Source organism: Priestia sp. VA7 (assembly GCF_055710015.1).
Window position 1 is genome coordinate 659106 of record NZ_JBVQPN010000002.1, and the last position, 16846, is coordinate 675951.

Here is a 16846-nt window from a genome sequence, read left to right on the forward strand (position 1 = left end):
GTACAAAAGGTAGTACATTAAAAAAAGATGTGTTTTATGTGTACCCGTTCTATACATGTAAAAACATAAGAGGCATTTTGTACAATGATCTGCTTGGAGAGGGAATTAATATTAATAAGAAGAAAAGTGGAAAAATGAGTGCAGAGCTTACCGTTGGATAAAATAAGTTATTGACAGCAAGAAGGATAAAAATTATACTCAAGAAGGTTTGCACTTAACTGCGTAAAAGCATAAAAGCGTTTAAGTGGAAAAGAAAGATAGAAAGGGAATACCTCATGAAAAAAGAAATTTCATTTATACAATCAATAGCGGTGATTTTGGTGCTATTAGCTATTATTTTTGTTTCATTATTTACGTTAAAGCTGCCGCCTCATATTCCGCTGATATTTGGTGTAGCATTTATTAGTGTGATTGGCTTTTTGTTGAAATATAAGTGGACAGAAATGGAGAAAGGGATTTTAGACGGTGTCAGACTGGGCATTAAGCCTATCCTTATTTTAATGCTGATCGGGATGCTTATTGCGATTTGGATGGTAGGAGGAACGATACCGACGATTTTATCCTACGGCTTCCACTGGATTTCACCCCAGTACTTTTTAATTAGTGCTTTAGTTATTACCGTATTAGTTTCAACATTCACGGGAAGTTCATTAACAACCGTCAGTACGGTAGGGGTCGCTTTATTTGGCGTAGGAACTGCTATTGGTGTACATCCAGGGCTAGCAGCGGGGATGATTGTTTCAGGAGCTGTGTTTGGAGATAAGATGTCTCCATTGTCTGATACAACAAATTTTGCTTCTGGTATCGTTGAAGTTCCGCTTCCTAAACATATTCAGCACATTACGTGGACGACGGTTCCAAGTATTGTTATTACAGCAATCATTGCACTGGTAATCGGAATCAACGGAAATCAGGAAAGCGTCAATTACGGGGAAATTCAAGGAATTCAAGACGCATTAAAACATACGTTTAATTTACATGTGTTAACGTTGCTTTCTCCACTTTTAGTTCTTATTTTTTCGATGAGAAGAGTCGATGTACTGCCAACGTTAGTTTTAGGTATTGTAACGGCCATCATTACAGGAATGATCACACAGCATGAATTTACGCTGAGTCAATTGCTAGGCGTTCTTCAAAGCGGGCCTGCAGTAGAGTCAGGAAATGAAGTAGTGGATGCGATTGTGAATAAAGGCGGAATGCAGTCCATGATGTTTTCTATTTCCCTTATCATGATTGCCTTGTCGCTAGGTGGCTTGATGAGAGCCGTTGGAATTATTGATGCTTTGTTAGAAGGATTAGCAAAACAAATTCGCCGCAGCGGAGACGTTATTTTTGCTACGCTTCTATCTTCAATTGGAGTGAACGTTATTACAGGCGAACAGTATTTATCGATTCTCTTGCCTGGACATACGTTTAAGCCGCTGTATGAAAAGTGGAATTTAGATCCAAAAAACTTATCACGAACGCTTGAAGACGGTGGAACGGTTATTAATGCTATTATTCCATGGGGGGTCAGCGGTGCTTTTATTTCAACTGCATTAAATATTTCTGCAGCTGACTATATTCCATTTACATTCTTTAGCATTTTATGTCCTATTTTTTCAATTATTTTAGCATATACAGGCATTGGCATTGCCAAGAAAAAAGCTCAGTCTTAACTGGGCTTTTTTTTTGGAAAAAGGACAGGTGAAAAACGACAAAAAAAGTATCATTCCACTTTTCAAATCTATAATTTAATAATACAATTTACTATACGTCTTTCTTGTTAATGTATTTGGATGAATTCTTATTTCTTTATTGATGAAGAAATTTGAGTTTTGCGGTATGATAAATAAGCTGTATTGGCGATGGGATGAATGCCCTTTTTAGCAAACATTTAAGAAGGGTAAAGCCAAATGAAAACACTCATTATAAAAGAGAAAAGATATTTATTGAGGAGAGGGTTTCTGTTGAAAAAATGGGGCATCATTGCATTAATCACTGTAGCTGTGCTCGGTGTGACAGCGGTTTTCAACCGAGCTGAAAGTGATGATGTAAATAAAGAAAAATTGAATTTATTATCGCCTTATTCAAATAAAGTAGATGTATATAGCATTACGTATCCTAGTGATAATTTAAAGATAAAAGGGTTTTTAGTACAGCCTAAAGACATTGCAGACAAACATTATCCGCTTTTAGTATATAATCGCGGAGGAAATCGCGAACATGGCATGATTCGCGCAAAAACACTGCAGTACTTATCATATTGGGCAAGTAAAGGCTACGTCGTGGTTGCGACTCAATACAGGGGAAATGGCGGAAGTGAAGGTACAGAGACGTACGGGGGTAAAGATATTGACGACGTATTAAATCTTATTAAGTGGGGAGAACAGCTTCCTTATGTAAATCACCAGCAAAAGGTAGCGCTAGGATATTCACGCGGCGGCATGATGACGTATTTAACGATGAAAAACGGCGTTAAATTTGATGCAGTTGTCGTACAATCAGGTATTACAGACATGTTTCAATTCTATGATCAAAGAGGGCCTGAAATGAAACAAGTGCTGCGGACGATTGTAGGAGATCCGGCGCAGTATCCAGAGAGGTATAAAAGTCGTTCTGTTGTCTATTGGAGCGATAAAGTAAATTCACCTCTTTTGATTTTACAGGGTGATCATGATCGTAAAGTTCACCACACGCAGGCTGAAAAGCTTGTGAAACAATTAGATGAGCAGGGAAAAGAATATAAATATGTACTGTACAAAAACGGAGACCATCCGCTAACTGCTTATTATGATCAATATAACGCGGAAATTGATAAATGGTTTAAAATACATTTAGCTAAGCAGTAAAGAAATTGGAAGTAGTTTTGATGAATGGAAAAGAGCAGCTTGTTTTATCCTACTACATGTAAGCATATAAAAAGGGGATGAAGCAAAATGACTCAGTCTAAAAGTCAAAAAGAGCGTCAGTGGAATGTGCGAAAACAATCACAAAACCCATCGCATGGAAAAGTGAAATCTTTTGAAGAACTATCAGAAGAAATCACGCCTAAACGTAAATAAGGTAACCACCACATAAAGGAAGACACAAAAAAGGAGAGCTGAAGCTCTCCTTTTTCTATGTTTGTTTATGGATTTGTGGACCACATGCCCGCAGATTTGATAAAAATACGCGGATGCAATTTTAATTGTGCGACCATAATTTCTGCTAGGTCTTCAGGCTGCATCACTTTATCAGGATTGCCATCCGTTAAGTTTTCTTTATACGCTAATTCCGTTGCTACTGTACTTGGTGTTAGAGCTGTTACACGAATATTGTGTTTGCGCACTTCTAACGCTAGAGATTCAGTTAAGCCGAGCACGCCAAATTTTGAAGCGCTGTAAGCACTTGTAACGGGAGCACCTTTTTGACCAGCAGTGGATGAAATATTGATAATGTCTCCACCATTTTTTTCGATTAATTGAGGTAGAACGGCGCGCGTTACGTAGTAAACGCCCATTAAATTCACATCAATGATTTGTTTCCACTCAGCTGGGTCTAGCTCTAAAAAGCTTCCGAATTTACCGATTCCTGCATTGTTGATTAAGATATCTGTTGCCCCTAATTTTGTATGTAGATGCTCAACTGCTGCATTTACTTCTTCCATAGAAGAAACATCTGCTGTTGCATAAGCAACTTGTACATCAAATGCTTCTAGTTCAGAAGCAACAGCCTTTAAATCTGCCTCTGTACGAGCAATTAAACCGATATTTACGCCTTCTTTTGCTAATTCAATCGCAGTTGAACGACCGATGCCTTTTCCTGCTCCTGTAATAAGAGCTACTTTGCCTTTAAGTGATTGTGCCATGTATAGACTCCTTTCAATGTTCCGCATAAACATTCTTCATAATAACAAAGAATTATCCATTACTATCCTATAGAAATGCACAAATGATGTCAAAAATAAAGATTATTAAAATGGCTTCAAGTATAAATTTCCTTTTCATACAAAAACTATAGAGACTAAAAAGAAGAAATTCCGTTTCTTTTCGTTCAATGTAGTGGAGGATGAACAATGCGTATAAAAAAACTATCTGAGTTAACGAATAAATCCAAAAAGCGGAAAGAAAAAGCTGATGAATCGAAGGACTCTAAGGACACTAAGGACACTAAGGATACTGGTGCTTCTTCTACACAGGAAGAGCAGAAATTATCTGAGAGGGTGGGAGATAATTTATCCCGCATGAAAAAAGCACTGGGACAGAGCACGGATTTAGTTGTACGAGAGTTTCGAATTTCGGTTGAAGAAAAATTTACTTTAGGTGTTGCTTACATCGACGGGTTAGTAAAAAAAGACGAAGTTGAACACTATTTTGGATGTTATCTATCTTTTTTAAAGTTGTCATTGTGTTCTATGCCATTTAGTTAAGTATCGTCCAATTGTGTAATTTACGCATACGTAATTTTTTAAGCTTTCCTTTAGGTCTAATCATTACAGGCGTGGCGTATTACATTATTCCCAACACAGCGTACTTCAATTATTTTGAAAAATATTACTGGCCGTTTTATTTATTTGTACTAAGCGTCTGTTTTCCGGCGTTATTTATTGCTCTTTCTTATATAAAGAAAAATAAGGCAGCTAAAGGCGATAGAAGCCAACAAACATAGCATTATTTATACGCATGTGGTATAATACGATGACAATTCAAGAAGAAACGCCGTGCACGTTTGTATATGTACGGGAGAGGTTCGAAAACTCCCTCTATAAAAAACTAAGATCATCGTTGATGACAAAAGACACGGTTTTAGCGTGTCTTCTTTCACGTGCTTTTCTATCAACGCGTCTTTTTGATGTGTATGCTGGCGAGGACGTGTATCTTAGTTGCTTTTTAGGGAGATTGCTGGAAAAGAGCAGTCTCTTTTTTGTGTTATAAAATTAGTCACAAAGGGAACGAACGGTTCAATAAAGTTTCTTCTTCTTTTGATTTCAATCAAAAAGGAGACGAACAATAATGATGAAAAATGAAAAAGCTATTGTTGTATTTAGCGGAGGTCAAGATAGTACAACATGTCTATTTTGGGCTTTGAAAAACTTTAAAGAAGTAGAAACGGTTACTTTTCAATATGGTCAGCGTCATAGCCAAGAGATAGAGGTAGCAAAAGCTATTGCAGCTGATTTAGGTGTGAAGCACACCGTACTAGATATGTCACTTTTAAATCAATTAGCACCAAATGCCTTAACGCGAGATGATATTGAGATCGAGCAAAAAGAAGGAGAGTTGCCTACCACATTTGTGGATGGCCGCAATCTGTTATTTTTATCATTTGCAGCCGTACTGGCTAAAAACAGCGGAGGTCGTCATATCGTAACAGGCGTTTGTGAAACTGATTTTTCGGGATATCCAGACTGTCGAGATGTATTTGTAAAATCGTTAAACGTCACGCTTAATTTATCAATGGACTTTGAATTTGTGATTCATACGCCTCTTATGTGGATTGATAAAGCAGAAACGTGGGCGTTAGCGGATGAGCTAGGGGCGCTTGAGTATGTGCGTGAAAAAACATTAACATGCTACAACGGTATTGTTGCTGATGGATGCGGCGAATGCCCCGCATGTCAATTGCGAAAACGCGGGTTAGATCAATACATGCAAACAAAAGAAGGGGGAGAGGAATAATGCTGCAACAAATGTATCCTCAAGTATTTCATGACTATCAATACGAACTGAACAAAGATATGCAGTTTGCTGCGGCACATTTTGTTCCTCACACAGAAGCAGGAAAATGCCGTCAAGTCCATGGACATACGTATTTCGTAAATCTAACTGTTGCCGGAGATACATTAGACGAAGCGGGCTTTTTAGTAAACTTTGCGCTATTGAAAAAAATTGTTTCTGGTCAATTTGATCATACATTATTGAACGATCATTCTATCTTTAACGAAGAAAATCCAAATGATTTTCCTACAACTGAAGTTGTTGCTCGTAAAATTTATGAGTTGGTTCAAGAATATCTAGACACACTACCAAATAAGCCTTCTTGCGTACAAGTATTCGTGCGGGAAACGCCGACAAGTTACGTAGTTTACCGCCCAAAGAAGGTGAAAAAACGTGGCTAATACAATTCCAGTACTTGAAATATTCGGACCAACGATTCAAGGGGAAGGAATGGTTGTAGGACGTAAGACGATGTTTGTTCGTACCGCGGGCTGTGATTATTCCTGCAGCTGGTGTGATTCAGCTTTTACGTGGGATGGATCTGCTAAAAACGATATTCGTCAGCTAACAGCAGAACAAATTTGGACGGAGCTAAAAGAAATTGGAGGAGAGTGCTTTGATCACGTCACCATTTCTGGAGGAAACCCTGCGCTTATCAAGGCAATTGGTTCACTTGTAGAGCTTTTGCACAGTCATGGGGTAAAAGCAGCTCTTGAAACACAGGGAAGCCGTTATCAGGATTGGTTCCTAAAGATCGATGATTTAACGATTTCTCCTAAGCCTCCAAGTTCATTAATGAAAACAAATTTCGCCGTATTAGACGATATTATAGAAACATTAATAAAGGAAAAACGCATGGCGCACATAAGCATAAAAGTCGTTGTATTTAATGATGAGGACTTTGAGTATGCAGCGTCTGTTCATGAACGTTATCCTGAGGTTCCATTTTTTGTTCAAGTAGGAAACGAGGACTTAACGACAATCGATAATGCGTCGTTAACACAAGAATTGCTTAAAAAGTATGAATGGTTAATCGATAAGGCAGTGGCAGCTAAAAACATGAACGATGTAAGAGTTCTGCCGCAGGTTCACGCCCTTGTTTGGGGAAATAAACGAGGCGTGTAAGCGCATAGCAAAAAATTTACAAAGAAAAATAAAAACAGATATATACAAAATAAAAAAACGCTGTTAGAATGACAATCGTAGAAAGAGAGGAAATACAAATGAGCGGTCGAAAAGATGAAGAATTAGAAGGTGTATCACTCCTTGGAAATCAAGGAACAAACTATTTGTTTGAATATGCACCAGAGATTCTAGAAGCATTTGATAACAAACACCCAAATCGTGATTATTTTGTGAAATTCAACTGTCCGGAATTTACGAGCTTATGTCCAAAAACAGGTCAGCCGGATTTCGCAACCATTTATATTAGTTACATTCCAGATGAGAAAATGGTAGAAAGCAAGTCGTTAAAGCTTTATTTGTTCAGCTTCCGTAACCATGGAGATTTCCATGAAGACTGTATGAACATTATTATGAATGACTTAATTAAACTGATGAACCCAAGATATATTGAAGTATGGGGAAAATTCACACCACGCGGCGGGATTTCAATTGATCCATATACAAACTATGGCCGTCCCGGTACAAAGTATGAAGAAATGGCTAATTATCGCCTGATGAATCATGATTTATACCCAGAAACAATTGATAATCGTTAATTCGAACAAACAGGTTGTGTATGCAACCTGTTTTCCATTGCAAAAACAACAGGTGAGAAGGTGAAAGAATGTCACAGAGATCAGCATTAGTATTAGGTGCAAGCGGACTTGTTGGTCAAGAACTTTTAAAAATGTTATTAAGCAACAGCTTATATAACCATGTGACAGTGTTTGTTCGAAAAAAGCTACCAATCGAACACACAAAGCTACGTCAGCTTGAAATTGATTTTTCAGAGCTTGATAAGCATGAAGAATGCTTTGCAGTTGATGATGTATATTGCTGTTTAGGCACGACAATGAAAAAAGCAAAAACAAAAGCGAAATTCATTAGAGTGGACTACGAATTTCCTTTAAAAGCGGCTAAATGTGCAGAAAAATATCGCTGCAAAAACTTTTTAACGATCACAGCAATTGGTGCTGATCTTCGTTCGCCATTCTTTTACAGTAAAGTAAAGGGGCAAGTAGAAGAAGATATCGCAAGCTTGTATATCCGTTCTACTCACTTTTTCCGCCCATCGTTATTATTAGGCAAGCGCCAAGAGTTTCGCCTATTTGAAAAGATTGGGGGATACACGTTAAAGTCGTGTTCATTTTGCCTTGTAGGAAAGTGGAGAAAGTATCGTCCAATTAAAGCGTATAACGTAGCCAAATCGATGATGAAAGCTGCTCTTGAAGATAAATGTGGGGTTCATGTACATGAAAGCCAAGACATTTATACAGGTGAATGCTATTATTCGTTTACCAACGGCAAGCGAGTATTATCAAAATAAAGAAAAGCCTCTTCATAAGAAGGGGCTTTTTTCTATCTTCCGTCACCATCCGCATCTCCATCTCCACCGCTATCTCCATCGCCATCATGAGCGTGGTTAGAAGCAGTTTCACTCCAGCTTGTGTAGGAGTTAGAATCTTCTTCGGCATAATTCATGGGTTCAACGGATGTTTTTTTATTTGAAGTTTGTTTGCGTTTAAAAACGAACTGCACGATGAAAAAAAGAATGACAATAAGAGCAACGATAAACAATACAGTATCAAACATGCTAGTAATTCCTTTCGGTAAGAAGATAAGATAGTAGTAGCTTGTTGTTATTGTCACACGAAAATAAGCCCCTTTCAAGAAAAATGGGGCCTGTTTTTGTTTCTTTAAGGAAACTTTTTTTATCTCAACCATATATTATTGTATAAAGAAACATTTTAGAAAAGAGGGAATACAGTGAAAAAAAGTTCGAAGGATGTTAAGGTGCAACAGTATATTTACCTCATGTATAAGCTGGGGATTATTACAGAAGAACAAAAGAATCAATTCTTTCAAAATCAATAAAAAAGCAACCGCTTTTGCTGTCCGGCTGCTTTTTTCCTTTACATAGCTGGATTAATGATGATGTAGTTTTTATGGTTGACAACAGTTCGCTGTTCTAAGTCTAAATCGCGGTAGTTTGTCATGTAAGTCAAATCTACAATCACGGAGTTTTCATTTACTTTTTCGACAATGCCCTGTAAGCCATTTTTAAATTCTATCAAGTTTCCTACCTCTGCTATTTTCATGATTCATCGCTCCTTTGTTTTAAATTAGTTCATTATAAATTTTTTCAATAATTTTAATTTTAAAAATAGTAAAACTAGTTAGCGTTTTCTTTTTTACAATTTTGCCTTAAAACTGGGAATTAGTAAAGGGTTTTTTGAAAAAATATAAAATAAAATTGAAAAAACAAGTAAAATGTGCTGAGAAATAAAAGGAATTGATAGCTTTAACGAAAGAGAGAAGCAGGACAGTTCCATCTTTGTTCATCTTTCGTTATAATAAACGAGGTATAATCTTGTCATAAATTATAAGAATTAGAAGGTGTAGAAATTGAAAGATACTGGACTCGTGCTCGAAGGAGGCGGTATGAGAGGCCTTTATACAACTGGAGTTTTAGATTACTTTATGGAAAGAAATCTGTACCTTCCGTATGTAATTGGCGTTTCAGCCGGCGCTTGTCATGCCACTTCTTATTTATCTAGACAAATAGGAAGAAGTCGCAAAGCTAATTTAGATTTTTTAGAGGATCCTCGCTACTTGTCGTGGAAAAATTATTTTAAAACAAAAGAGATATTTGGAATGGATTTCGTTTTTGATGAAATTCCTAATCAGCTTCTTCCATTTGACTTTGAGGCATTTGCTGAGCGTACAGAGAAGCTTGTAGTAGGAGCAACGGACTGTGTGACGGGAGAACCCGTTTATTTTGATGAATATGACCGGGACATTTTGACAGCGGTTCGCGCTTCTAGTTCCCTTCCATTTTTAGCACCTGTCGTTACATATAAAGGAAAAGAGCTGTTAGACGGAGGAATTAGTGATCCGATTCCAATCAAAAAAGCAGTGCAGGATGGATATAGAAAAAATATTGTTGTGCTAACGCGAAACGAAGGATATCGAAAAAAGAAATCAAATATGCTTTGGTTATTGAAGCGCAAATATCGTCATTATGATGGGCTGACTCGTGCGCTTGAGAACCGCTATAAATTGTATAATGAAACATTGTCATATATTGAAGAACAGGAAAGACAGGGGAATATCTTTGTGATTCGTCCGCAAACCCCTCTTGTAGTAGGGAGAATTGAGAAGAATCGTGAGCGTCTCGACGCTCTTTACAACCAAGGATATAAAGAAGCAGAAGCTCAATTTGCATCTCTGCAAAATTGGCTGAACAGTTAAAAGCGAGGTGAAACTGAATGGATGAACAAACAGCAATAAACATGTTGAATGAGTTAAGTGAAGGAAAAGTAACCGAAATTAAAGTTAAAAAAGAAGACTTTCTTGCTTTTCGCCCTTTTTTAGTAAATCGCCCTGATTTCAAACATTTTCGTGGAATAGCTGGACGCGGTGGAGATTTCACCTATACGTATCTAGAAATTCCTAGGAGCTAAACGAAATGATGGCATTATTTGATTATGCCTTATATAATGAATGTATGAGCCTGTACAGTAGAGAATATACTGTTACAAGTGCTTGTGCGTTTATTTAGTAACGTACGGTAAGAACGAATAAACGTGTTTAGTTATAGGAGGGATATTATGGATGAGTTTCGAAAAAGTACAGCACCTTTTTATTTTGCAGATCATATATGGAAAGATAAAAATGGAATGACGACTTATGGGATGCTGTTAACGAACCGGCCCGAAGATGACGGGGACTATGACCTCCATTCGTTATTAGAAGAAGCATATGTAGATCATAAAAAAATTCTAATTACTACTGTTTACGACAACAGTGAACAGCAGTTGACCGGATACGTGATACATTTATCAGATGATCAAGACGTCTTTACGTTTATGGATGATACGGGTGCTAAGTTAGTGATTGATTTCTATGATGTTGTAGAAATTGAGATCGAAGATTAAAAAGAGCTGAATGTTGATTACAACATTCAGCTTTTTTGTGTAAAAGTAGATGAATTTAAATGTTTATCATAAGAATTATAAGGGAAAAACGAATGAAGAAATTTCTGATTAAACTGAAATAAATCGGGAAAATATACCTGCATTTTAGAAAAATTACCGTGATTATGACAAAAAACAGGGTACAATGTCATAATTGTGTTCCGAACGTAATTTTGTTCATCAAACTTAAAGAAATGTAATTGAATCGTTCGGTGAAACCCCTATATAGCTATGATAGAGTAATACCATACGAAATTTCAGGAGGTATTACCTATGAAACATAGTTATATGAAATCAATGGTAGTAGCTTGTTTAGCTACTCTTTCATTTATAGGTTTTAATGCAACAGCTACGGCTGCAACTAATTATAAAGTAGTCAAAGGCGATAGTCTTTGGAAGTTAGGTAAAAGATATAGTGTAACAATTGACGATATTAAAAAATTAAACAATCGTCAAGGAGATATGATTTATATTGGTGAAACATTAGCGATTCCGAGTAAGACAAAAGTGCTGGCTGCTGAAACAACGGAACCTTCAACGGCAGCACCGGTTAATACGGCTAAGCCAGAACCAAAACCAGAAGCCAAACCCGCAGAGCAGGCAACACCTGCAGTTTCAATCTCTGCAAGTGAAAAAGATTTATTAGCTCGCTTAGTAGAAGCTGAAGCAAAAGGCGAATCTTATGAAGGAAAAGTAGGGGTAGCAACAGTGGTGTTAAACCGTGTAGATTCTCCGAAGTTTCCAGATACGGTAACAGGAGTTATTAAACAAGTTGTCGGAAAAGCATACGCTTTTTCACCGGTCCAAAACGGATCAATTAACAAACCTGCTTCAGAAGATTCGAAAAAAGCAGTAGAGCAAGCATTGACTAGAAAAGATCGTTTAGACGATTCCATTTACTTTTATAATCCAAAAACAGCTACCGATAACTGGATTCGTTCACGTGCTGTAATTAAAACAATTGATCATCATGTATTTGCCAAATAAAAAAGAGCCGTTCTGGCTCTTTTTTTTAGTCTAAAAAAATATCTCGTTCCAAACTGCCTTCAGAACCTGTTAAAACCAGACCAATATCGGTATCAGCTTCTAAGTTCTGAACGATGGTAAAAGGCACTTTATGTTGGTTAGCCGCTTGAATATAGGGGGAGAGGTATGAGTAAGACAAGGAGCCATTTAAAAACAAATGACCGTCTTTCAATTTTTTTAAAAGAGGCTTTATTTTTGCTGCATCCTTTTTCATGACTTGCCCTTTTTTTAGCGCAAGTTCAATATTCTCACGTAGAGCAGTTAAGAAATATCTTCTTTCGTCTCTTTTTGTTTCCTTTGCTCCGTACATTCCTCGTTCTAAGTATTCTTCTAGTTGATCAGACATTGCGTCACTTCCTTTCGTTATAAACTATAAACGATTATGGCTATAAGTAAAAGGGACAGGAAAAAAGGAAAATCACTGTGCTATATCACCTGTTTTTTTGCTGAGTACAAAGAAAAACAAAAAATGTGTTGAAATTTAGCCTGAAATATTGTTTAATGTAAATAGATAGGAAATCATATCGGTTTTTTATTAAAGGTTTGTAAGCGATTACAGATATACATACATAGCAGCGTTTGGGGAGACGCTCCTATGATTTTATGTTCAAAGCGCATTGTATAAAAAGGGGATTATATAGCTTTAGGGCATATACGGTCAAGCAAAGGGTCAGATAAATTAATAAAAAATCGTTATGTATTTTCATAAGAAGAACGGTCAACATTTTTGTTGAGCGTTCTTTTTATGCGTTCATATTATGTTTATTCCTCATTGCAGCAGACAGCAGATGCTGAAAATTGTAAAGGTCCATTCCTCGTTGCATCTCTCTTATTTTACATAAGTTACATGTAGTATGTTTCAAAGCCTTAAAAAATATATGTCTCTACGCTTGTTTAATCCTACCGAGGTGGTAGAAAAGGAATATTTTTTAAGAAATCACAAAAAAAGAGGCGATCGCCTATGCAAGAAGTAGGTGAATAACATATGTAATAAAGAGAATGAAATATAATTTGAGGAGGCATGTATCATGCAAGAATTTGATATTAATGACATAAGAAGACCATTCGGTGGTTTTGGAGGCTTTGGTCGTCCAGGATTCGGTTTCGGTCGCCCAGGTTTTGGTTTCGGTCGTCCTGGTTTTGGCTTCGGCCGTCCGGGGTTCGGCTTTGGCTTTGGTCGCCCTTGGGGTTGGGGCTTTGGAGCTCCATTTCTTGGAGGATTAGTTCTTGGAAGTGCATTAGGAGGTCCAGGTTATTACGGTTATCCAGCACCATATTATCCGCCGTACCCACCATATTATCCTTATTATTATTAAAACAATGAGCGCTGATAAAGCGCTCTTTTATTATGTCCAGTCCAAGATATATATATAGAATGAATGCAAGACGTTACGTTTAGAAAATGATAACAGTTTTAAATAAGGAATGAACGCTTAAGCTAAAGGAGACAAGTTTTCCTTGCAACAATTGTTGATTTTGCTATAATAACTTCGGTGGCATTTTTGGTCACTGGGTGGGCGAGGGATAGATGAAAAGAAGGAAATTAGATTGAACGCATTATTTGAGAAGTTGTTTCGTTTAAACGACCACCAAACAACTGTTGGAAAAGAAAGCTTAGCTGGGGTCATTTCATTTCTTTCCATCGTGTATATTATTGCTGTTAATTCAACCATTTTGTCTGATGCTGGTATTCCGCTTGAAGCAGGGATATTCGCAACAGTAGCTTCGGCTTTTGTAGGCTGTGTTATTATGGCTTTTTGGGCAAACGCGCCTCTTATTCTGGTGCCAGGTATGGGGATTAATGCATTGTTTACGTATACGATGGTTCAATCAATGGGGTTATCTTGGCAAGAAGGGTTATTAGCAGTAGTAATATCCGGCTTTCTTTTTATAGCATTAGCTTTCTCACGACTGTCTGCCAAAATTGTCTCTTCGATTCCGCATTCGCTAAAAGAAGCGATAACAGTCGGTGTTGGCTTATTTTTAACATTTATCGGTTTGCAAAAAGGGAAGCTTGTAGTTCCAAGCGAAAACACTTTTGTAGCACTTGGAGACTTGTCAGATCCGTTTGTGATCAGTACGCTGTTGACGTTAATTATCACAATCGTACTGTTTATCCGAAATGTGAAAGGTAACTTTTTGTTAAGCATGATTGCTGGATCAGTCCTTGCCTTCTTACTTGGTGTAAGGAGCGGTGCAGAAAAAGGACAGTCCGCTGGGAGCGTGAACGACTTCTTTAGCAGCTTTGGTACATTGTCTTTTGGAGCTATTGGAGACGTGGCGTTTTGGGCAGCTGTCTTTTCATTAACAATGGTATTGATTTTTGAAAATATCGGTTTGCTGCATGGTCAGCTAGGTATGATGAATCAAGGTAGCAAATTTCCCCGGGCCTTTCAAGCAACAGCCGCCTCAGCTTTGCTAAGCGGCGTATTTGGAACAAGTCCAACGGTGTCTTCTGTAGAAGGAGCATCTGGTATTGCAGCTGGAGGGCGAACGGGTTTAACATCGCTGATTACAGGAGTTTTATTTTTAAGTTCACTTCTGTTTATTCCATTTATTAAGCTCGTTCCAGATAGTGCTATTGCACCTATTCTTATTGTTATTGGAGCATTGATGATTCAAAATATCAAAAACATCAATTTACAGGACTTAACAGAAGGTTTCCCTGCATTTTTAATTATTGCGCTTATTCCTCTTACGTACAGCATTGCTGATGGAATTGCATTTGGGTTCATTGCGTATCCACTGCTTAAATTATTCCTTGGTAAAATGCGTGAAGTATCGATGTTTATGTATGTAAGCGCGCTGTTGTTTTTCTTGAATTTTGTGCTGCATTATATTGCTTAAAATAGACAGCTGAGTACTTTTGCTCAGCTGTTTTTTGTATTTGCGGTAAAGAATTCTCTTTTTAGATATCATACTCCGTATTTCGTGTCCTTTGGCTAACTTTCGCTTCTAAAATGACGTTTCCTGCGTAAAGTAGTACAGAAGTCGGAGGGGGATATAAGGGGGAGAAAATGATGGGAATTAAATTAATTAAAATATCAGCCGTTTATTTTGGACTTGGCATCATATTGGGGTATTATATGTCAATTGTTCACAGCTACGCTTTGACACCTGTTCACGTGCGCATCAATTTATTAGGATGGACGTCGCTTACGTTAGCGGGACTTATTTATTATTTGTTTCCTGCGTTTAGCGAAAGTAAATTAGCCAAACTGCACGTATGGTTGCATAATATAGGATTACCGGTCATGATGATTGGTTTATTTTTCATGATCGTACTAGAAAACCAAGCTTTTACACCCGTAGTGGCAGCAGGAGCAACACTTACGGCTATTGGCGTTTTAATTTTCGTATGTCACATCCTTAAAAATTTGAAATCTGAACGATAAACGAAGAAGGTCGTTGACGATGACTGCTAATTTCAAAAGGAAAAAGAACCAGCTATAGCGAATATACATATAAACAAGGTGAAAGTGTGATTTACATAAAGGTGTGCTAGGCATCTTTATAAGGAGGGGTAAGCTGCAGGGAGTTCTAGCTCTTATAAAAGCCAATAAAAGGGCTGATTATAAGTTTCTTGCGGCGGAGATACTATGGGAGAACATCAACAATTAGTGCGTGTTAGGGAGCTAGCAAATGAAATTATTCGACTTCGTCTTCAAGACCGTACGACTTATGACGAATTAGAGTTGCAAAATAATGTAGAGTTGTTGTCTCGTTCTGTGGTTGACTTAGTAAACATTATGTTAGCCGAAGATGTGGATTCGTCTACGTCTTTAAAAGCTACAGCTTCTAAAATGAAAATGGTGTATAATAACATGCATCAAGCTGAGAAAAAAGATTATTTGCATTTCTAATTGCTAGGCTCCTTTTCGCCACAAACGAAATGGAGGTGTACGAGGCAGATGCTATCGTCACTAACGACTTCTGAAGCTATTGTAGCATCCGTTCTTGCACTGGTTGTCATTGCCGTTTCCATTATCTTTTTTGCCACTCTTATTATGGTTGTTGTTCGACGAGAAAGAATCAGCAGCTTGGTTAATCACGGAGAGCATGCAGATGGAAAGCAAAAAAGCTTAGGTGAATTTTTTCGTTCTTTACGGAAAAAATAACTACCGTTTTCTTATTAAATAGATAAAAGCGGTCAATTTAAACGTTGACCGCTTTTTTTAGATGGTTTGCTTATTTTTTTCTAAAACAATACCCGCTGCTTCACTAACAGATGACACAACAGCAGAGGCGTGGCGCTGCACAGCTTCAGGAGCTGTAGCCATAGCGAAACTGTTCGGCGTTAATTGAAACATAGGAATATCATTAAATGAATCCCCCACACATGCAATTTCCTCTGGTTTTAGCTGAAGATGATTTAATAAAATTTCAATGGCATTTCCTTTGCTGATATGTTTAGGCATAATATCCAAACACTGCTTGGCGGAAATATATGTATCAATATAATCACCAAACTCTTCGTTCACTTCTTTTTGCAGAGCTACCATTTCATCATGATCTCCAAGAACCGTGATTTTGGATGGAGAAAGAGCGTGACCAAATGAATCCGTCATTTCAATTTGTTCTTCGATAGGGAAAAACATGTGAGTTTCAATCGCTTTAATAATTTCATTTCGCTGCTCTACATAATTCGTGTCGTTTGAACAGACAAGCGTAATACGGTTAGGATCTATCGTTTTTTTATAAAGTTGAACCGCTAAATCATCTTCAAACACTTTTCCATGAAGTTCTTGATTTTCTTTGGTCCACACAAATCCTCCGTTTTGGCTAATGCGATGAAATGTATTATTAATATCAGTAGAAATCTTTAAAATTTCCGTATCCATTCGTCCAGAAGCAAGACAAACCTCTACTCCTTGGCGCTGAAGTTCACTAAGTGCGTCTGCATTATGCTGTTCTACGTATTTTTCTTCATGTAAAAGAGTGCCATCTAAGTCGCTTACAAATAATTTAATCATTGCTTGAAAATTCCTTTCCTTGAAAAAT

23 protein-coding genes and 1 riboswitch are annotated in these 16846 nt (G+C 37.4%); of the genes, 18 read left to right on the forward strand and 5 right to left on the reverse strand.

From position 1 onward, the window contains the following. Positions 1-275 precede the first annotated feature (275 nt). From nhaC to AC0C45_RS09850, 3 genes are all read left to right on the forward strand, one after another. On the forward strand, positions 276-1658 hold the full coding sequence (gene nhaC, locus AC0C45_RS09840; protein WP_472928123.1) for a Na+/H+ antiporter NhaC: 1383 nt from the start codon (positions 276-278) through the stop codon (positions 1656-1658). Positions 1659-1949: 291 nt separating this feature from the next. Next, a complete protein-coding gene (locus tag AC0C45_RS09845; RefSeq protein WP_014461062.1) occupies positions 1950-2831 on the forward strand; it encodes an alpha/beta hydrolase family protein in 882 nt (293 codons plus the stop codon). Between the two features lie 87 nt (positions 2832-2918). Beyond that, positions 2919-3044 carry a DUF6254 family protein gene (locus tag AC0C45_RS09850; RefSeq protein ID WP_013082238.1) on the forward strand — a complete coding sequence of 42 codons (126 nt, stop codon included), beginning with the start codon at positions 2919-2921 and terminating at the stop codon, positions 3042-3044. A 65-nt stretch (positions 3045-3109) separates the two neighbouring features. Here the strand turns inward: AC0C45_RS09850 and AC0C45_RS09855 are convergent, their stop codons facing one another. Beyond that, complete coding sequence (locus AC0C45_RS09855) at positions 3110-3829, reverse strand: 3-ketoacyl-ACP reductase (RefSeq protein ID WP_013082239.1); 720 nt, start codon at positions 3827-3829, stop codon at positions 3110-3112. 207 nt (positions 3830-4036) lie between these two features. On the opposite strand from AC0C45_RS09855, the gene AC0C45_RS09860 reads away from it, so the two are divergent. From AC0C45_RS09860 to AC0C45_RS09885, 6 genes are all read left to right on the forward strand, one after another. Further along, positions 4037-4390: a hypothetical protein gene (locus AC0C45_RS09860; protein ID WP_472928124.1), complete on the forward strand. Its 354-nt coding sequence runs from the start codon at positions 4037-4039 to the stop codon at positions 4388-4390. A 309-nt stretch (positions 4391-4699) separates the two neighbouring features. Further along, positions 4700-4743, forward strand: a riboswitch (PreQ1 riboswitch). A 230-nt stretch (positions 4744-4973) separates the two neighbouring features. Next, the gene (gene queC, locus AC0C45_RS09865; protein WP_013082241.1) at positions 4974-5639 is read left to right on the forward strand and encodes a 7-cyano-7-deazaguanine synthase QueC; all 666 of its coding nucleotides are present in this window, start codon (positions 4974-4976) and stop codon (positions 5637-5639) included. Next, positions 5639-6079 carry a 6-carboxytetrahydropterin synthase QueD gene (queD, locus tag AC0C45_RS09870; RefSeq protein ID WP_034653522.1) on the forward strand — a complete coding sequence of 147 codons (441 nt, stop codon included), beginning with the start codon at positions 5639-5641 and terminating at the stop codon, positions 6077-6079. The genes queC and queD overlap by 1 nt, the downstream gene beginning before the upstream one ends. Next, positions 6072-6803 carry a 7-carboxy-7-deazaguanine synthase QueE gene (gene queE / locus AC0C45_RS09875; protein ID WP_013082242.1) on the forward strand — a complete coding sequence of 244 codons (732 nt, stop codon included), beginning with the start codon at positions 6072-6074 and terminating at the stop codon, positions 6801-6803. The genes queD and queE overlap by 8 nt, the downstream gene beginning before the upstream one ends. A gap of 98 nt (positions 6804-6901) precedes the next feature. Then, complete coding sequence (gene queF / locus AC0C45_RS09880) at positions 6902-7399, forward strand: preQ(1) synthase (RefSeq protein WP_013082243.1); 498 nt, start codon at positions 6902-6904, stop codon at positions 7397-7399. A 68-nt stretch (positions 7400-7467) separates the two neighbouring features. Continuing rightward, positions 7468-8169: an NAD(P)H-binding protein gene (locus AC0C45_RS09885; protein ID WP_047931146.1), complete on the forward strand. Its 702-nt coding sequence runs from the start codon at positions 7468-7470 to the stop codon at positions 8167-8169. Positions 8170-8201: 32 nt separating this feature from the next. Here the strand turns inward: AC0C45_RS09885 and AC0C45_RS09890 are convergent, their stop codons facing one another. Together AC0C45_RS09890 and AC0C45_RS09895 are read right to left on the reverse strand one after the other, a co-directional pair. Then, positions 8202-8492: a hypothetical protein gene (locus AC0C45_RS09890; RefSeq protein ID WP_472928125.1), complete on the reverse strand. Its 291-nt coding sequence runs from the start codon at positions 8490-8492 to the stop codon at positions 8202-8204. A gap of 263 nt (positions 8493-8755) precedes the next feature. Next, complete coding sequence (locus AC0C45_RS09895) at positions 8756-8941, reverse strand: YkvS family protein (protein ID WP_013082245.1); 186 nt, start codon at positions 8939-8941, stop codon at positions 8756-8758. Positions 8942-9248: 307 nt separating this feature from the next. Between AC0C45_RS09895 and AC0C45_RS09900 the strand changes: the two genes are divergently transcribed. The 4 genes from AC0C45_RS09900 (at position 9249) to AC0C45_RS09915 (ending at position 11806) form a co-directional block, all read left to right on the forward strand. Beyond that, on the forward strand, positions 9249-10094 hold the full coding sequence (locus AC0C45_RS09900) for a patatin-like phospholipase family protein (protein WP_013055989.1): 846 nt from the start codon (positions 9249-9251) through the stop codon (positions 10092-10094). 17 nt (positions 10095-10111) lie between these two features. Further along, positions 10112-10306: a hypothetical protein gene (locus tag AC0C45_RS09905; protein ID WP_013055990.1), complete on the forward strand. Its 195-nt coding sequence runs from the start codon at positions 10112-10114 to the stop codon at positions 10304-10306. A 147-nt stretch (positions 10307-10453) separates the two neighbouring features. After that, positions 10454-10780: a hypothetical protein gene (locus AC0C45_RS09910; protein WP_013082248.1), complete on the forward strand. Its 327-nt coding sequence runs from the start codon at positions 10454-10456 to the stop codon at positions 10778-10780. A 312-nt stretch (positions 10781-11092) separates the two neighbouring features. After that, the gene (locus AC0C45_RS09915; protein ID WP_047933035.1) at positions 11093-11806 is read left to right on the forward strand and encodes a cell wall hydrolase; all 714 of its coding nucleotides are present in this window, start codon (positions 11093-11095) and stop codon (positions 11804-11806) included. Between the two features lie 25 nt (positions 11807-11831). On the opposite strand, the gene AC0C45_RS09920 is transcribed toward AC0C45_RS09915, so the two are convergent. Next, positions 11832-12191 carry a YueI family protein gene (locus AC0C45_RS09920; protein WP_016763402.1) on the reverse strand — a complete coding sequence of 120 codons (360 nt, stop codon included), beginning with the start codon at positions 12189-12191 and terminating at the stop codon, positions 11832-11834. Positions 12192-12873: 682 nt separating this feature from the next. Here AC0C45_RS09920 and AC0C45_RS09925 point away from each other — a divergent pair. From AC0C45_RS09925 to AC0C45_RS09945, 5 genes are all read left to right on the forward strand, one after another. Then, positions 12874-13161, forward strand: a complete 288-nt coding sequence (locus tag AC0C45_RS09925) for a hypothetical protein (protein ID WP_013055995.1) — start codon at positions 12874-12876, stop codon at positions 13159-13161. A gap of 232 nt (positions 13162-13393) precedes the next feature. Next, positions 13394-14692: an NCS2 family permease gene (locus AC0C45_RS09930; protein ID WP_034653512.1), complete on the forward strand. Its 1299-nt coding sequence runs from the start codon at positions 13394-13396 to the stop codon at positions 14690-14692. A gap of 173 nt (positions 14693-14865) precedes the next feature. Further along, positions 14866-15240: a cytochrome-c oxidase gene (locus tag AC0C45_RS09935; protein WP_171777856.1), complete on the forward strand. Its 375-nt coding sequence runs from the start codon at positions 14866-14868 to the stop codon at positions 15238-15240. Positions 15241-15444: 204 nt separating this feature from the next. Then, positions 15445-15708, forward strand: a complete 264-nt coding sequence (locus tag AC0C45_RS09940) for a hypothetical protein (protein WP_013055998.1) — start codon at positions 15445-15447, stop codon at positions 15706-15708. A gap of 48 nt (positions 15709-15756) precedes the next feature. Continuing rightward, positions 15757-15963 (forward strand): hypothetical protein, encoded by a 207-nt coding sequence (locus tag AC0C45_RS09945; RefSeq protein ID WP_013055999.1) that lies wholly within the window; start codon positions 15757-15759, stop codon positions 15961-15963. Positions 15964-16020: 57 nt separating this feature from the next. On the opposite strand, the gene AC0C45_RS09950 is transcribed toward AC0C45_RS09945, so the two are convergent. Next, positions 16021-16818, reverse strand: a complete 798-nt coding sequence (locus AC0C45_RS09950) for an HAD family hydrolase (protein WP_237893697.1) — start codon at positions 16816-16818, stop codon at positions 16021-16023. Between the last annotated feature and the right edge of the window lie 28 nt (positions 16819-16846).

Excerpts from the sequence above, each read along its gene's own strand:
- AC0C45_RS09850 (WP_013082238.1), top strand. The coding sequence starts at position 2,919 with ATGACTCAGTCTAAAAGTCAAAAAGAGCGTCAGTGGAATGTGCGAAAA.
- AC0C45_RS09920 (WP_016763402.1), bottom strand. The coding sequence starts at position 12,191 with ATGTCTGATCAACTAGAAGAATACTTAGAACGAGGAATGTACGGAGCA.
- AC0C45_RS09895 (WP_013082245.1), bottom strand. The coding sequence starts at position 8,941 with ATGAAAATAGCAGAGGTAGGAAACTTGATAGAATTTAAAAATGGCTTA.
- AC0C45_RS09910 (WP_013082248.1), top strand. The coding sequence starts at position 10,454 with ATGGATGAGTTTCGAAAAAGTACAGCACCTTTTTATTTTGCAGATCAT.
- queD (WP_034653522.1), top strand. The coding sequence starts at position 5,639 with ATGCTGCAACAAATGTATCCTCAAGTATTTCATGACTATCAATACGAA.
- AC0C45_RS09945 (WP_013055999.1), top strand. The coding sequence starts at position 15,757 with ATGCTATCGTCACTAACGACTTCTGAAGCTATTGTAGCATCCGTTCTT.
- AC0C45_RS09905 (WP_013055990.1), top strand. The coding sequence starts at position 10,112 with ATGGATGAACAAACAGCAATAAACATGTTGAATGAGTTAAGTGAAGGA.
- AC0C45_RS09935 (WP_171777856.1), top strand. The coding sequence starts at position 14,866 with ATGGGAATTAAATTAATTAAAATATCAGCCGTTTATTTTGGACTTGGC.
- AC0C45_RS09860 (WP_472928124.1), top strand. The coding sequence starts at position 4,037 with ATGCGTATAAAAAAACTATCTGAGTTAACGAATAAATCCAAAAAGCGG.
- AC0C45_RS09915 (WP_047933035.1), top strand. The coding sequence starts at position 11,093 with ATGAAACATAGTTATATGAAATCAATGGTAGTAGCTTGTTTAGCTACT.
- AC0C45_RS09950 (WP_237893697.1), bottom strand. The coding sequence starts at position 16,818 with ATGATTAAATTATTTGTAAGCGACTTAGATGGCACTCTTTTACATGAA.
- queC (WP_013082241.1), top strand. The coding sequence starts at position 4,974 with ATGATGAAAAATGAAAAAGCTATTGTTGTATTTAGCGGAGGTCAAGAT.
- AC0C45_RS09940 (WP_013055998.1), top strand. The coding sequence starts at position 15,445 with ATGGGAGAACATCAACAATTAGTGCGTGTTAGGGAGCTAGCAAATGAA.
- queF (WP_013082243.1), top strand. The coding sequence starts at position 6,902 with ATGAGCGGTCGAAAAGATGAAGAATTAGAAGGTGTATCACTCCTTGGA.
- nhaC (WP_472928123.1), top strand. The coding sequence starts at position 276 with ATGAAAAAAGAAATTTCATTTATACAATCAATAGCGGTGATTTTGGTG.
- AC0C45_RS09885 (WP_047931146.1), top strand. The coding sequence starts at position 7,468 with ATGTCACAGAGATCAGCATTAGTATTAGGTGCAAGCGGACTTGTTGGT.
- AC0C45_RS09925 (WP_013055995.1), top strand. The coding sequence starts at position 12,874 with ATGCAAGAATTTGATATTAATGACATAAGAAGACCATTCGGTGGTTTT.
- AC0C45_RS09855 (WP_013082239.1), bottom strand. The coding sequence starts at position 3,829 with ATGGCACAATCACTTAAAGGCAAAGTAGCTCTTATTACAGGAGCAGGA.